General features: G+C 56.1%; 11 protein-coding genes and 1 riboswitch. Of the genes, 3 read left to right on the top strand and 8 right to left on the bottom strand.

All coding sequences use genetic code 11. The annotated features are described in order from the left end of the window. The first annotated feature begins 103 nt into the window (after positions 1 to 103). Positions 104 to 2527 (top strand): glycerol-3-phosphate 1-O-acyltransferase PlsB, encoded by a 2424-nt coding sequence (gene plsB / locus EBC_RS03055; protein WP_013200344.1) that lies wholly within the window; start codon positions 104 to 106, stop codon positions 2525 to 2527. A 60-nt stretch (positions 2528 to 2587) separates the two neighbouring features. On the opposite strand, the gene ubiA is transcribed toward plsB, so the two are convergent. The 8 genes from ubiA to pgi form a co-directional block, all read right to left on the bottom strand. After that, positions 2588 to 3472, bottom strand: a complete 885-nt coding sequence (gene ubiA / locus EBC_RS03050) for a 4-hydroxybenzoate octaprenyltransferase (RefSeq protein WP_041692188.1) — start codon at positions 3470 to 3472, stop codon at positions 2588 to 2590. Position 3473: 1 nt separating this feature from the next. Further along, positions 3474 to 4001, bottom strand: a complete 528-nt coding sequence (gene ubiC / locus EBC_RS03045) for a chorismate lyase (RefSeq protein WP_013200342.1) — start codon at positions 3999 to 4001, stop codon at positions 3474 to 3476. Positions 4002 to 4140: 139 nt separating this feature from the next. After that, complete coding sequence (gene psiE / locus EBC_RS03040) at positions 4141 to 4539, bottom strand: phosphate-starvation-inducible protein PsiE (RefSeq protein WP_013200341.1); 399 nt, start codon at positions 4537 to 4539, stop codon at positions 4141 to 4143. Positions 4540 to 4692: 153 nt separating this feature from the next. Continuing rightward, positions 4693 to 6789, bottom strand: coding sequence for a YjbH domain-containing protein (locus tag EBC_RS03035; protein WP_013200340.1), 2097 nt, complete (start codon positions 6787 to 6789; stop codon positions 4693 to 4695). Then, positions 6789 to 7544, bottom strand: coding sequence for a capsule biosynthesis GfcC D2 domain-containing protein (locus EBC_RS03030; RefSeq protein ID WP_013200339.1), 756 nt, complete (start codon positions 7542 to 7544; stop codon positions 6789 to 6791). Before EBC_RS03030 ends, EBC_RS03035 begins: the two co-directional genes overlap by 1 nt. Further along, complete coding sequence (locus EBC_RS03025) at positions 7541 to 8188, bottom strand: YjbF family lipoprotein (protein WP_013200338.1); 648 nt, start codon at positions 8186 to 8188, stop codon at positions 7541 to 7543. The genes EBC_RS03030 and EBC_RS03025 overlap by 4 nt, the downstream gene beginning before the upstream one ends. A 79-nt stretch (positions 8189 to 8267) precedes the next feature. Further along, positions 8268 to 8516: an exopolysaccharide production protein YjbE gene (gene yjbE, locus EBC_RS03020; RefSeq protein WP_041691859.1), complete on the bottom strand. Its 249-nt coding sequence runs from the start codon at positions 8514 to 8516 to the stop codon at positions 8268 to 8270. 646 nt (positions 8517 to 9162) lie between these two features. After that, positions 9163 to 10812, bottom strand: coding sequence for a glucose-6-phosphate isomerase (pgi, locus tag EBC_RS03015; protein ID WP_013200337.1), 1650 nt, complete (start codon positions 10810 to 10812; stop codon positions 9163 to 9165). A 219-nt stretch (positions 10813 to 11031) separates the two neighbouring features. Here pgi and EBC_RS03010 point away from each other — a divergent pair, with 219 nt between their 5' ends. Together EBC_RS03010 and lysC are read left to right on the top strand one after the other, a co-directional pair. Continuing rightward, positions 11032 to 12837 (top strand): cation:proton antiporter, encoded by a 1806-nt coding sequence (locus tag EBC_RS03010; protein WP_013200336.1) that lies wholly within the window; start codon positions 11032 to 11034, stop codon positions 12835 to 12837. Positions 12838 to 12889: 52 nt separating this feature from the next. After that, positions 12890 to 13133, top strand: a riboswitch (Lysine riboswitch). Positions 13134 to 13230: 97 nt separating this feature from the next. Next, on the top strand, positions 13231 to 14583 hold the full coding sequence (lysC, locus tag EBC_RS03005; protein ID WP_013200335.1) for a lysine-sensitive aspartokinase 3: 1353 nt from the start codon (positions 13231 to 13233) through the stop codon (positions 14581 to 14583). Positions 14584 to 14634: the final 51 nt, after the last annotated feature.

Raw genomic sequence — 14634 nt, 5'->3', positions numbered from 1 at the left:
AACGTCAATGTCTGGGTGGCGCACATTTTGCAACACCACAGATCTCACTGGCGCTTTCTGGTATGCTTGCGGCGCTTTGCTAACAAGAGGCTTCATGGTATCTATGTCAGGTTGGCGTAACTTATATTATAACTTATTGAATTTACCAGTAAAATTCCTGGTAAAAAGTAAAGCGATTCCCGCCGAGCCGGTTTCCGAGCTGGCGCTGGATACATCGCGCCCTATTATGTATGTGCTGCCTTATGATTCAAAGGCCGATCTGCTGGCGTTGCGTGAGCAATGCCGTAAACAGGATCTGCCCGATCCTTTAGATCCGCTGGAAATCGACGGTACGGTTTTGCCACGTCATGTGTTTATCCATGACGGCCCACGCGTATTCCCCTATTTCGTGCCTAACGTTGAATCGGTAAAACTGTTCCACGAATACCTCGATTTGCACCGCAGCAACCCGCTGCTGGACGTGCAGATGGTGCCGGTATCCGTGATGTTTGGCCGTGCACCAGGCCGTGAAGTGCAGGGCGACGATCAGCCTCATCTGCGCGTGTTGAATGGCATTCAAAAATTCTTTGCCGTGCTGTGGTTAGGCCGCGACAGCTTTGTCCGCTTCTCACCGATGGTTTCCCTGCGCCGTATGGCAACGGAACACGGCACCGACAAAATCATTGCGCAGAAGCTGGCGCGCGTGGCACGCATGCACTTTGCCCGTCAACGCCTGGCGGCCATTGGCCCGCGTTTGCCGGTGCGTCAGGACCTGTTCAATAAACTGCTGCAGTCCAAAGCCATCGCTAAAGCGGTGGAAGACGAAGCGCGCAGCAAGAAAATCTCCCATGAAAAAGCCCAGCAGAACGCCGTTGAGCTGATGGAAGAGATCGCCGCCGACTTCTCTTATGAAGCCATCCGTCTGACGGACCGCATCATGGGCTGGACGTGGAGCAAGCTGTATCAGGGCATCAACGTCAACGGCGGCGAGCGCGTGCGTCAGCTGGCGCAAGACGGCCACGAGATCGTCTACGTGCCCTGCCACCGTAGTCATATGGACTACCTGCTGCTCTCTTATGTGCTGTATCACCAGGGTCTGGTGCCACCGCACATTGCCGCCGGTATCAACCTGAACTTCTGGCCAGCGGGCCCGATTTTCCGCCGTCTGGGCGCATTCTTTATCCGCCGTACCTTCAAGGGTAACAAGCTCTACTCAACGGTATTCCGAGAATATCTTGGCGAGCTGTTCACCCGTGGTTACTCGGTAGAATACTTTGTCGAAGGCGGTCGTTCCCGTACCGGTCGTCTGCTTGACCCGAAAACCGGCACGCTGTCGATGACTATTCAGGCGATGCTGCGCGGCGGTAACCGCCCTATCACACTGGTGCCGATCTATATCGGTTATGAGCACGTGATGGAAGTGGGAACCTACGCCAAAGAGTTACGTGGTGCGACGAAAGAGAAAGAAGGGTTTATGCAGATGGTGCGCGGACTGCGCAAGCTGCGTAACCTCGGCCAGGGGTATGTGAACTTCGGGGAGCCGCTGCCGCTGGTGACCTACCTGAACAAGCATGTGCCGGAGTGGCGTGATGCCATCGACCCCATTGAAGCCCAGCGTCCAGCCTGGCTGACGCCTGCGGTGAATGACATCGCGCAGCGCGTGATGGTGCGTATCAACAACGCCGGTGCGGCCAATGCCATGAACCTGTGCGTTACCGCCCTGCTCGCATCGCGCCAGCGCTCGCTGACCCGTGAACAGTTGACCGAGCAGTTGGCGTGCTACGTTCAGTTGCTGCGTAACGTGCCGTATTCGCCGGACTCGACCGTGCCGGATATGACGCCAGAAGCACTGCTGAACCATGCGTTAAGCATGAACAAGTTCGATATTGAGCAGGATAATATCGGCGAAATCATCGTACTGCCGCGCGAGCAGGCCGTGCTGATGACCTACTATCGCAACAACGTTCACCATATGCTGGTGATGCCGTCGCTGATTGCGGTGATCCTGTCGCATTACCGCGAACTGAGCCGGGCCGAGCTGCTGCGTCAGATCAGCGTGATTTACCCGATGCTGAAGAGCGAGCTGTTCCTGCACTGGAATAAAGAAGATCTGCCTGCCGTGCTGGATTCCCTGGTGAGCGAGATGGCGCGTCAGGGTCTGCTGACGGCCGATGACCAGACGCTGCGTCTGAGCCCGGCACGCTTCCCAACGCTGCAACTGCTGGCGGCGGGTGTGCGTGAAACGCTGCAGCGTTATGCCATCACCTTCTCTATCCTCAGCGCGAATCCGTCGATCAACCGCGGTACGCTGGAAAAAGAGAGCCGCACCATGGCTCAGCGCCTGTCGGTACTGCACGGTATCAACTCGCCGGAGTTCTTCGACAAAGCGGTGTTCTCTTCACTGGTGCTGACCCTGCGTGATGAAGGCTATATCAGTGATACCGGCGATGCGCAGGTAGAACAGACGCACAGGGTCTATCAGATGCTGGCTGACCTGATCACTCAGGAAGTGCGAATGACGATTGAAAGTGCGGGACCGCACGAGTAAGCGTCAGGGCATAAAAAAAGGGTCGATGAGCAATCATCGACCCTTTTTTATTGGCATCACTCAGAGCCAGCCAGAGAATGGCGCCGTGCTGAGGGCAATCCCCAGGAACAACACCAAACCAACGTAGTTGTTGTTCAGGAAAGCCTGGAAACAGGGATCGCGTTCGCGGGCTGAGATCAGCTTCTGCTGATGCACAAACAGCGCGCCAGCCACCAGAATGGACCAGTAGAATGCGCCGCCCAGCTGCATCCGCCAGCCAATCACCGCCATCAGTACCAGCGTCGCCAGCTGCAACAAACCCACGATCAGCTTATCGAAACGACCAAACAGAATGGCGGTGGATTTGACGCCAATCTTCAGGTCATCATCGCGATCGACCATCGCATACAGCGTGTCATAAGCCACCGTCCAGCAGATATTCGCGGCGAACAGCAGCCAGCAGGTCAGCGGCACGGTTTCACTGACCGCCGCCCAACCCATCGGGATAGCCCAGCCAAACGCCGCGCCCAGCACCACCTGCGGCAGATGGGTGTAGCGCTTCATAAAGGGATAGACCCACGCCAGCGCCAGCCCACCAAACGACAGCCAGATGGTCATCGCGTTCATGGTCAGAACCAGACAGAACGACACCAGCACCAGTCCGGCAAACAGCAGCTTGGCCTCTTTTGAGGTCACCGCGCCGCTCGGCAATGGCCGTGACTGGGTGCGCTTTACATGACCATCGATCTTTCGGTCGGCAAAGTCGTTGACCACGCAGCCCGCGGCACGCATGAAAAAGACCCCCAGCACAAAGACGATCAGGATATTCAGCGGCGGGATCTGCATTCCCGCCAGCCACAGCGCCCAGAAGGTCGGCCACATCAGCAGCAGCGAACCAATCGGCTTATCAATACGCATCAGGCGGCTGTAGGCCCGGAATTTACTCATTGGCAGACTTCTCTCCACGTTACTCATCTCCGGTACCGGTTAGCGAGGCATACAGCGGCGCAGGCGGTAAAAATAGCTCGGTCAGCAATAACGGCTTGCCGGAAAGGCGCAGCAAAGAGCGACGTCCCCACAGCTCGCCACTTTTGCCCGGCTCGATAAAATCCCGCGTCAGCGTGGAAGAGGCAAACAGGTAACGGCCCAGCGGGCGCGTGCCAAGCTGCTGCAACATCTGCTCAGGCCCGTTCAGGGTGGATTCCGGTACGATGGTCCGCCCGGCAAGCCAGGGTTCGCCATCGCCGCACAGCAGAATTTCACGCAGCCAGTAGCGGGACTCATGCGGCAGCAACGCCACGTCGTCACCGACCTCTTCTGCGGTAATAAAACCTTCCTGCACCACTTTTACCGTCACTTGCTGGCAGTGGCGCTCAAAACGTTGGGTCATGGAGTCTTCTTCCATCAACCAGTCCAGCAGCGGGGCTGAAAGCAAGGGTGATGAGGCTGGCAGCCAGTCGAGGGCGCGCAATTGCACCAGCGCGTTATCAGCCATTCGGCTTCTCCGGGCAAAAATTTTGGTGCCACAGTGTAACGCAGAGGCTGGGAGAGAACACAGATTGCTGGAGGAAATAGTGCGGATTTCAGGTCGGTAAAGTAAGAGGTTGGCGCGCCTGGGGCGGCGCGCCGACATGTTATTCGCGTTTCAGCCTGTTACTGTTTGCCAGCCACAGCGTGACCACCAGGATCAGAATGGCAATGGAGTAGGCCAGCGTATCCACCGGGTTTTTGTGATCGACAATGATCAACCGGATGATCGCCGTGATACCGATATAGACAAAATAGCGCAGCGGGAAGTGATAACCCGACTGGAAGTATTTGACTATTAAGGCAATAAACTCGAAGTAAAGGAAGTAGATCACTATGCCATCGATCAACAGATAAGAAGACGTCTGTTCGCCGGTGTTCAGCAACACGTTGGCCAGATGGAAGGTCTCCTTGCCAAGAAAGATCGCCAGAATAGCGGCCAGGACGATCAGCCCTATATTCAGCACCATCTGTAACAACCAGGCAATACGCGTCGCGGTAATCATGCAAAAACCCTCAAAAGTCACTGTTATCCGTCAGGATAATCCTGACAGTGACAATATGCTTTAGTGTGAGCGGGTTCACAAGTTTTGCTTGATGCCGGAGAGATAAGCGGGCGACACCGCCGCCCACAGGCGGAGGCGGTGTCGCGGCTATTTTTAGCGGAAATCGATATCGCGGTCGGTGGTCATATCATACAGCTGGTACTTACGGCCCAGCATCTGACCGCCATCACGCGTCAGCGGCGTCCAGTTAACCTGTGCACGGCCACGGGTTGGTGAGGCGGTGAACAGATCCATCGGAATTGAGATATAGAAGCCTTTGGTGAAGTCGCCTTCGCCATACTCTTCGGCCGACACGTTAGTTTTGGTGGCATAAGCGCCAACGATCACGCCGCTGTCGAACTGGCGGGAGACATCAATCGTCGCCCCTTTATCTTCTGCCAGATACTGACCTACGCTCGCCTTCACCAACACCTGGTTGTTGAAGAACGACGGACGCCAGTAAGCCGTCAGGTTACCGACCTTCGCGTTGTAGTCGGTAAACTGCATCATGTTGTCCCAGTCACGCTGCTTCACGTAGTTGGCATCAACACCAAACGCCCAGTCAGAATCCAGCGGACGGTACAGCACTTCGCCACCCACACCGCCGTACATGGTTTCCAGATAACCGCCGTAAACCTGGCCGTAGAAACCATTGCCCAGCGCATGCATGTAGTTCGCTTGCAGGTTGTTAACGTAGACGTTGTTTTCAACATAGTCGCGAATATGGGTACGCACGCGCGGCAATGAGGAATCGCTCGGCGCACCGTTATAGTTGAACTTGTCGTAGTTATTCGCCAGGTTGCCAAACACGCTGCCATCAATCAACAGGTGCTTCGTCAGCCAGTAGTTAGCGTTCGCCATCACGCCAACCTGATACAGGTAGAAGCTTTCCGGTCCACCCACAGACTGATTCAGTACCGGTGCCAGGCTGTAGTTAAAGTCATCGGCATCGATGTAATAACCCTGCTCGGTATGACCCGGATCGACCGGCTCCACGCGTTTCTGATCCAGCGGCTGCTCTTTGCCCAGCGGATAGCCTTCAAGCTGCTGACGCAGGCTGGCGACGTTAGTTTCCGTGGTCACCTGCGGCATACGGCTGCGGTTTTCGGTCACTTTCAGCGTATCAATGTTGGCTGGCAGGTTGTTCATCAGGATCACGTTGGCACGATCGACGCCTTCCTGGGTATTGCGGTACTTGCTCTGCTGGCCAGTGGCATACATGGTATTGCCCTGTACCTGAATGTTTGGCGCATCCAGACCGGCATTGTATTTCAGGTCGGTCAGCTGGCCAGCAACGGTGGTCTGCTCAAGGAATTCGCCCTGCGGACGCGGCTGATAGGCCGGTTTCGCCGAATCGATCGAGGCGGTATGCAGATCGTTGAAGTTAGTACGCAGCGTAAAGCCGGCCATAAAGGTATTGCCGCGCTCATAGCTGACGTTCACATCCGCCCAGTCGGTAATACGATAAATGGCGCCGACGTTAACTTTGCTTTTCTGCTCAATCTTGCCGGCAAAGTCGTCCTGGTAATCATTCCCTTCGTATTCTGCTTTCAGGCGCAGCGGCTGCCATGGCGTCTGGTATTCCACCCCACCAAAGAACGCGGCCGGGCCTTTGAACATGTCTTTGCCGTTAACTGAACCGGCGGTGCCGTTGCTGCCAGAGCGATAGCAATAGCTGCTGTCGGCTTCACAGAACGGGTTCTTCACCGTGCCGCTGTTGCCGAGGTAGCCGAAGCCCAGTCCGAGGGTGAAATCAAACGGTCCCCAGGCCTTGGTGCCGACCAGGTATTCACTGTCGAACAGGCCGGTACCGCCAAGGTCACGCGCCCCGACCGAGACTTCGGGCAGCCAGTAGCCTTCCTGCCAGAGACGGGCTTTCAAATCGAAGGCTTTGTCTTTGTAGGTCTGGGTGCCACTGAAGCTCTCAACCGCACTGTACTCGCGCGTTTTCACGTCGGTATAGCGGATGGTCGCTTCCAGCCACGGGAACAGCTGCACCGAGGACGAATAGAAACGGTACTGATCGTTATAGCGGTAGTTCAGGCTGAATTCGCCGTCTTTCGCCATACGCGCAGTGGGAACCTGTAACAGACCGACGCCGCCAAAATCTGACTGCGAAGGCCCTACCGGATCGGGATACGTCGCCGCCTGAACCTGGCAGGCACAGGCAACGGAAACAGCTATCAGGCTGAGAAGATAGGCTTTTTTCATCAGTCAGGGATCCGGTGCGTCAGAACAGAAACAATCTGCTGGTTAAGGTCTTCATCGTCGCCAGGCAACGTCCATGAGGAAAAGCCACGGTACACAATGCTGCCCACTTCGGGCTCCACGTGGCGGCGATTCCAGTAGGCGACAGGAACGTCACTCACTTCGCCATTCGGCGCAATCAGCACCACGAAGTTACGTTCGCCCCCGGACAAACGGTCATGATCCTGCAAATAATCCACCACGCTGCGGCCCGGTGCCCACGGGGTTTTACCGCTGTTGGCCAGCACGCCAGCCAGCGTAATGCTGGTCGGTTTTAGCAGCGTATAAACGCTGTAATCCCCTTCCAGACGGCGATTCTGTGCCGGACGCATCCGCACCCAGTCCGGATCGAGATTGGCCAGTTGACGGCCAGTGACTTTCACTGCCGACACCTGCTGCCAGACGTTATCGACCACTGCAGCCTGTTCGCTATCGCCATCGGCGTGAAGTTGATTGCTCCAGGCTTTCAGCCGCGCCAGCACCTGCTGCTGCTGCTGAATCGCCGCCGCGGTGGCCAGTTTTTCGGCAATCACCGTTCCCGGCCACCAGGTTTTATCCATCAATGCCGGGCTGCTGACCAACTGCGCCAGGTTCTGTGCATGGCTGACAATCGAGGTCTGCGTCTGGCCAGGGGAATAGACCGTCACCTGGCTTTCTGCAGACACGTTGAGCGAAACGCAGGCTGAAATTCCTGCGAGAAGGAGGGTTATTTTTTTCATGATTTCGCAGGCTTCAGGATGGTGGTTTCGAGAGGGAAATAGTCGCCCCCCAGCGTTTGCTGTGACTGGCGAACCTGGCCGGAAGTGGTATCAATCCAGAAGGTGTTAGTCCAGGATTTTCCCTCGGCAGGCAGCTCAACCTCTTCCTGCCAGACGCGGCAGGCGACGGTGTTACCGCCAAGCGTCAGCACCTGATCTTTCAGGCGGCTGAAGCGTGAGGTCGCCGTTGCCGAGCGGAATTTACCGGCTTCCGTCCAGCTCAGCGTGCGGGTCCAGCTTGCGCCTTCGGTCAACGACAGCGGGGCGGTCAGCGGATCCTGTTGCAGGTTGTTCACCTCCAGCAGGTTGTCGCTTAACCCGAGGGTTTTCACCACGCGGCCATGCTGAGTCACCACCATCGACTGGTCGCGGGTGATCCATTTTTGTTGACCGTTTTCATCGAAGCCCAGCACCACGAAGATCTGCTGCCCGTTATTCACGCGCAGGTACATGCTGGCATAAGGCAGACTTTCTATTTGCTCATCAGAGACCTGAACATCGTCCGGCCCGAGCAGAGCGAGTTTTACCGTCTCTCCCAGCCCTTTTTGTGTTTGTGTACAGGCCTGGAGAAGCAGGCATAAAAGCAGCAGTGGTAGGTAGCGCACCTGTGTGTGTCCCTGAACAAAGTCTGACAATGTCAAAAAATAACCACACGAGCGTGTGGTTATGAGTAATTTACCGCACTTAACGCGTGGTACTGGTCGTGGTCGTGGTGGTGGTGCCGGTATTAGAACCGTTTCCGCCACTCGATGCTGCCAGAGCAACACCAACCAGTGCGCCAAGCGCACCAATACCCACCGCAGTGGTGGTTCCTGCGGAAAGGGTTCCCGCTGAGGCACCCGCCGCGGCGCCAGCTTCTTCAGGCGCAGCGAACGCGGCTGAAGCACTTGCTAAGTACACTATGGCTGCAGCAGCACATAAGACTTTTTTCATAACATTTCCCTTCATTAAATGAATGGATACTTCACCTGAAGGGTTTCAGGCGCGTTCAGTATAAGGCAATAAATGACCAGAATTGAGGGGGGTCGCCTTCGATTCAGCGGGCGATTTCTGATGTCTAAAATAAGCACGTTTCGGCTTCTCAAGGCAACATTTGACTAATTAATTCAATATATTGGAATTTATGACTGATTTAACCCTGCTTGTTAGTGCCATTCGCTGACAATAGCCTTTAGCATGGCGAATTCACTGGGAAAAGCGCGTCACGGAGCTTTTAATGAACTAAAGGATTTATTTTCAATAAGTTAACAGGCGTTAAGGGCAGTTAAGTAGCGTAATGGGCGCTATGGCTTTAGGATTTATCTTGGCGGGATTCGGACAATAAAGGGTAATTTTAAGAATATCCTCAGCCTCATAACGCTGACTTTATTCATCTTTGGGGGTATTTCAGCACTAGCAGCCGCCTGATTTCCGCGCTAAGCGGTGGCATGCTGGGATCGCGCAGAAAACAGGGTGATGTCAACCAGGTCCAAAAGTAGCTAAAGGCGGCCCTGATGCCGGACGGGATAGCTGAAAAAACAAAGGGCTGGCGCATTCGCACCAGCCCCTTTATGCAGGACGATTAACGGCTACACGCCGCTTAGCCGCGCCAGTTTTTATAACGGTTAATCAGTCCGTTAGTTGAACTGTCGTGGCTGCTGACCTGCTCGCTACCCGACAGTTCTGGCAGGATACGGTTCGCCAGTTGTTTGCCAAGCTCAACGCCCCACTGATCGAAGGTGAAGATGTTGAGGATCGCGCCCTGAGTGAAGATTTTGTGTTCGTACAGCGCAATCAATGCACCCAGGCTGAACGGCGTGATATCACGCAGCAGGATGGAGTTGGTTGGGCGGTTACCTTCAAACACTTTGAACGGCACGATGTGCTCGACCGACTGCGCATCTTTACCTGCGTCGGTGAACTCTTTCTCGACCACATCGCGTGACTTACCAAACGCCAGCGCTTCAGTCTGTGCAAAGAAGTTCGACAGCAGCTTGGCATGGTGATCGCCCAGCTTGTTGTGGGTGATGGCAGGGGCGATAAAGTCGCAAGGAACCAGCTTGGTGCCCTGGTGGATCAGCTGATAGAACGCGTGCTGACCGTTGGTGCCCGGTTCGCCCCAGATGATTGGGCCGGTTTCATAAGAGACCGGTGCGCCGTTACGGTCAACGTTCTTACCGTTCGACTCCATGTTGCCCTGCTGGAAATAGGCAGAGAAACGGTGCATATACTGGTCATACGGCAGGATCGCTTCGGTTTCAGCACCGAAGAAGTTGTTATACCAGATGCCGATCAGCGCCAGGATCACCGGCAGGTTCTGCTCTGCGGGTGTGGTAGAGAAGTGTTTGTCCATGGCGTGTGCGCCACTGAGCAGCTTCTCAAAGTTGTCGAAACCGACCGACAGAATGATCGACAGGCCAATCGCCGACCACAGTGAATAACGTCCGCCAACCCAGTCCCAGAATTCGAACATGTTGGCGGTATCAATCCCGAACTCACCGACCGCTTTACCGTTGGTTGAGAGCGCAGCAAAGTGCTTCGCAACGTGCTGCTCATCGCCAGCGGTTTTCAGGAACCAGTCACGCGCGCTGTGGGCGTTGGTCATGGTTTCCTGGGTGGTGAAGGTTTTTGACGCCACCAGGAACAGGGTGGTTTCAGGATCCAGATCCTTCACGGTTTCCGCGATATGCGTGCCATCAACGTTGGACACAAAGTGCATATTCAGGTGATTCTTGTACGGGCGCAGCGCCTCGGTGACCATAAATGGCCCCAGGTCAGACCCGCCGATACCGATGTTCACCACGTCGGTGATGGGCTTGCCGGTGTAGCCTTTCCAGTCGCCGCTGATGATGCGTTCAGAGAAGGATTTCATCTTCTCCAGCACCGCGTTCACTTCCGGCATCACGTCTTTACCGTCGACCACGATCGGCGTGTTGCTGCGGTTGCGCAGCGCAACATGCAGCACGGCACGATCTTCAGTGCGGTTGATTTTTTCGCCGGAGAACATCGACTTAATTGCGCCCTGCAGATCGGTCTCTTTAGCAAGAGCCTGCAGTTTTGCGAGGGTGTCACTGGTGATGCGGTTTTTGGAGTAGTCCACCAGCATCAGATCGTCGAAGGTGGCAGAGAAGGTCGCAAAGCGATTGCTGTCTTTCGCAAACAACTCTGAGATCTGAACGTCTTTCATCTCTTCAAAATGCTGCTGCAGCGCCTGCCAGGCAGCAGTTTGTGTCGGATTGATATTTTTCATAACAACACACTCTTTTTATTTAAGAACCGTAAATCAGACCGGACGCCATGTTACCCGAGGTGCCGTTTCGGCTTCCCTCTTCCTGCAACAGGTTGCAACTATCATAAAGGCAGGATTTTCCCACCTTTTTGTCCGGGGCTATTTATAATTCAGTCGGCGGTCAGCTTGTCCGCTCAGCGTTTCAGTATGACTATTCTTGCTGTCGAAAGGAAAAATTTTATGGAGTTATCCGCCCCACTGCTGTTGGTTATCATTGGATTAAGTTCGCTGGTAGCCCAGTGGCTGGCCTGGTTGCTACGGCTGCCCGCCATTTTGCCACTGCTCGTTTTCGGCATTGTCCTGGGGCCGTTGTGCCATGTTTTGCAGCCGGATGCGCTGTTTGGCACCCTGCTGTTCCCCTTTGTCTCACTTTCTGTCGCCATCATTTTGTTCGAAGGTGCGTTAACGCTTCGCTTCGATGAAATTCGCGGGTTGGGCAACGTGGTCCGCAATCTGGTTACCGTCGGCATGTTAATCACCTTCCTGGTGATCAGCGTCGCCTGCTGGGCGTTGCTGGATTTCCCGCCCGAGCTGGCGGCGTTAGTCGGTTCCGTCACCGTGGTGACCGGCCCAACGGTGATCGCGCCGTTGATGCGCGTAGTTCGGCCAAATAAAGCCATTAACCAGGTTTTACGCTGGGAAGGCATCGTCATCGATCCGGTCGGCGCTATCTTCACGCTTCTGGTGTTTGAATTCATTGTGCTGCGTCAGAAAGCTGAATCGTTAACGCACTTGTTCTGGACCTTAGGCCAGACCGCTGCGGTGGGCCTGATTGCCGGCGTGGTATTTGGCTGGCTGCTGGGCGTGGCCCTGAAGCGGGTCTGGCTGCCGGGCTATCTGCAGAACTTCGCGGTGCTGGCGGTGATGCTGACCGCGTTTGGCCTGTCGAACGCGCTGGCGGATGAATCGGGGCTGCTGACGGTCACGGTGATGGGGATTTGGCTGGCCAATATGCGCGACGTCGATCTGACCGAGATCATCGCCTTCAAGGAAGAGTTATCCGCGCTGCTGATTTCCGGGCTGTTTATCATTCTGGCGGCGCGACTGGATTTGATGGCGCTGCTGTCGATGGGCTGGCCGTTAGTGGCGGTGCTGCTGATTGTGCAGTTTGTTGCCCGTCCGCTCTGTATTGCCGTCTCGACCTGGGGATCGTCACTGCCGATGCGGGACAGGCTGATGCTGAGCTGGATTTCGCCACGCGGGATTGTGGCGGCGGCGGTCAGCTCGCTGTTTGCACTGACGCTGGAAAAAACCGGCTTCGCTGGCGCAGACAAGCTGGTCACCGTGGTGTTCGCGGTGATTATCGGCACCGTGGTGCTGCAAAGCCTGACCAGCTCCCTGCTGGCGAGAATGCTTAAGGTGCAGCAGCGTGAACCGCGCGGCGTGCTTATTATCGGCGCCAACAGCGTGGCCAGAACTCTGGCGGCGGCGCTGAAGAAACTGGATATCCCGGTGCTGGTAACCGACAGCAGCTGGGAATACTATCGCCTCGCCCGCATGGAGGGGATCCCGGCCTACTATGGTAATGCCTGGTCGGAACATGCGGAGAACTTCCTCGATCTGAGTGAAACCTCGCAGGTTCTGGCGCTGTCGCCCAACCGCCACCAGAATGCGCTGGCGGTGTACCACTTCAGCCATCTGTTTGGCGAGAAAAAGGTCGCCGCGATCCGCTCCGGTGCAGCGCTGCGTGCGAAGCGTGACAGTGAAAGCCCGCGCTTCCGCCGTCATGAAGTGCTGTTCGGTCATGAGCAGACCTATGCCCGCCTGAGCAGCCTGCTGTCACAGGGCGCGATCATCAAAGCAACCCGACTGAACGAGAATTTCGGCTGGCTGGAATACCTTGAGAAAAACCAGGGCGTGATCCCGTTGTTTGTGCAAAATGAGGCCGGCATTCTGAGTCCAGTGCAGGGTGAAGAGACGCCGGCGCTGCCCTGTACCCTGATTGCGCTGGTGCAAAATGAAAATTCCTCAGACGGCAGAGATTGACAGCAGCGCCATAAACCGATATTTCTAGTCCGCTTGTTGCGCATCTGATGCGCAAGCCAGAAGAGGCGCGTCGCCCAGGCAGTGTGTTGGAGGAACCGAATCCGCAGAAAACACATCATGGGGTGCGACGCCGAGGTACTCTCCCCGCGGAAGGGAGCGTATCGACCGCAGGGGCTGAATCCTCTGGGTTGTCACCAGCATCGTTCGTAAACCGGGCGATCAATATTTACCGTTTTGGCGCAGTTACAGGCGACGTCAGACCCGGTAGGTATACAAGGTGGGGCGCTTCTGGGTGATTCGTAGTTCATCCCTTTTCTACGTCTGCCCCGTTTCTGCTCCTCCCTTGTACCAAGCTGATGGAAACTTATCCTGACACGAGGTATGTCAACAACTATGTCCCAATCCCTGATCGTGGCCAAATTTGGCGGCACCAGCGTTGCCGATTTTACTGCCATGAACCGCAGCGCCGATGTGGTGCTGGCCGATCCCAACACGCGCCTGGTGGTCCTTTCCGCCTCTGCGGGTGTGACTAACCTGCTGGTTTCTCTGGCTGAAGGCCAGGAGCAGGAGCAGCGGGCTTACCAGCTCGATGAGATCCGCCGTATCCAGTACGCCATCGTCGACCAGTTATCGCAGCCTGAAGTGATCCGCGACGAAGTGGACCGCGTGCTGGAAAACATCACCATGCTGTCTGAGGCTGCCTCCCTGGCGACCTCAACTGCGCTGACCGATGAACTGGTCAGCCACGGTGAACTGCTCTCCTCGCTGTTATTCGTTGAAGTGCTGCGCCAGCGTAACGTCGCCTCGCAGTGGTTTGACGTGCGTAAGGTGATGCGCACTGACGATCGCTTTGGCCGTGCCGAGCCCGATGTCGCCCTGCTGGCCGAGCTGACGCAAACGCAACTCGCCCCGAAACTGGCGGAAGCGCTGATCGTGACGCAAGGTTTTATCGGCAGCGAAGCCAAAGGCCGCACCACGACCTTAGGGCGTGGCGGCAGTGATTACACCGCGGCGCTGTTAGGCGAGGCGCTGCATGCCAGCCGCATCGATATCTGGACCGATGTACCGGGGATTTACACCACCGATCCGCGCGTGGTGCCGACCGCCAAACGCATTGATGAGATCACCTTCGAAGAAGCGGCCGAAATGGCCACCTTCGGCGCCAAGGTTCTGCACCCGGCCACCTTGCTGCCTGCAGTCCGCAGCGATATCCCGGTGTTTGTAGGCTCGAGCAAGGATCCTGCTGCCGGCGGCACGCGCGTCTGCAATGAAACCCAGAACCCACCGCTGTTCCGCGCGCTGGCGCTGCGGCGTAAACAGACGTTGCTGACCCTGCATAGCCTGAACATGCTGCACTCACGCGGCTTCCTGGTGGAAGTATTCACCATCCTGGCGCGCCACAATATTTCGGTGGATCTGATCACCACCTCCGAAGTGAGCATCGCGCTGACGCTGGACACCACCGGCTCAACCTCGACCGGGGACAGCCTGTTAACCCAGGCGTTGCTGACCGAACTCTCTTCCCTTTGCCGGGTGGAAGTCGAAGAGGATCTGGCACTGGTGGCGATCATCGGCAACAAACTGTCGCAGGCCTGTGGCGTGGGCAAAGAAGTGTTTGGCGTGCTTGAGCCGTTCAACCTTCGCCTGATCTGTTATGGCGCCAGCAGCTATAACCTGTGCTTCCTGGTGCCCGGCAGCGACGCCGAGCAGGTGGTGCAGACGCTTCATCACAATTTGTTTGAATAGTTTTACTAAACCGGGCCTGGCCCGGTTTTTTTCGCCATTGGAAAAAAGGAA

Origin of the sequence: Erwinia billingiae Eb661 (genome assembly GCF_000196615.1) — a bacterium.
GTDB lineage: Bacteria > Pseudomonadota > Gammaproteobacteria > Enterobacterales > Enterobacteriaceae > Erwinia > Erwinia billingiae.
Note: the sequence above shows the minus strand (reverse complement) of the source record. Positions and strands in the feature narration are given on the sequence as shown.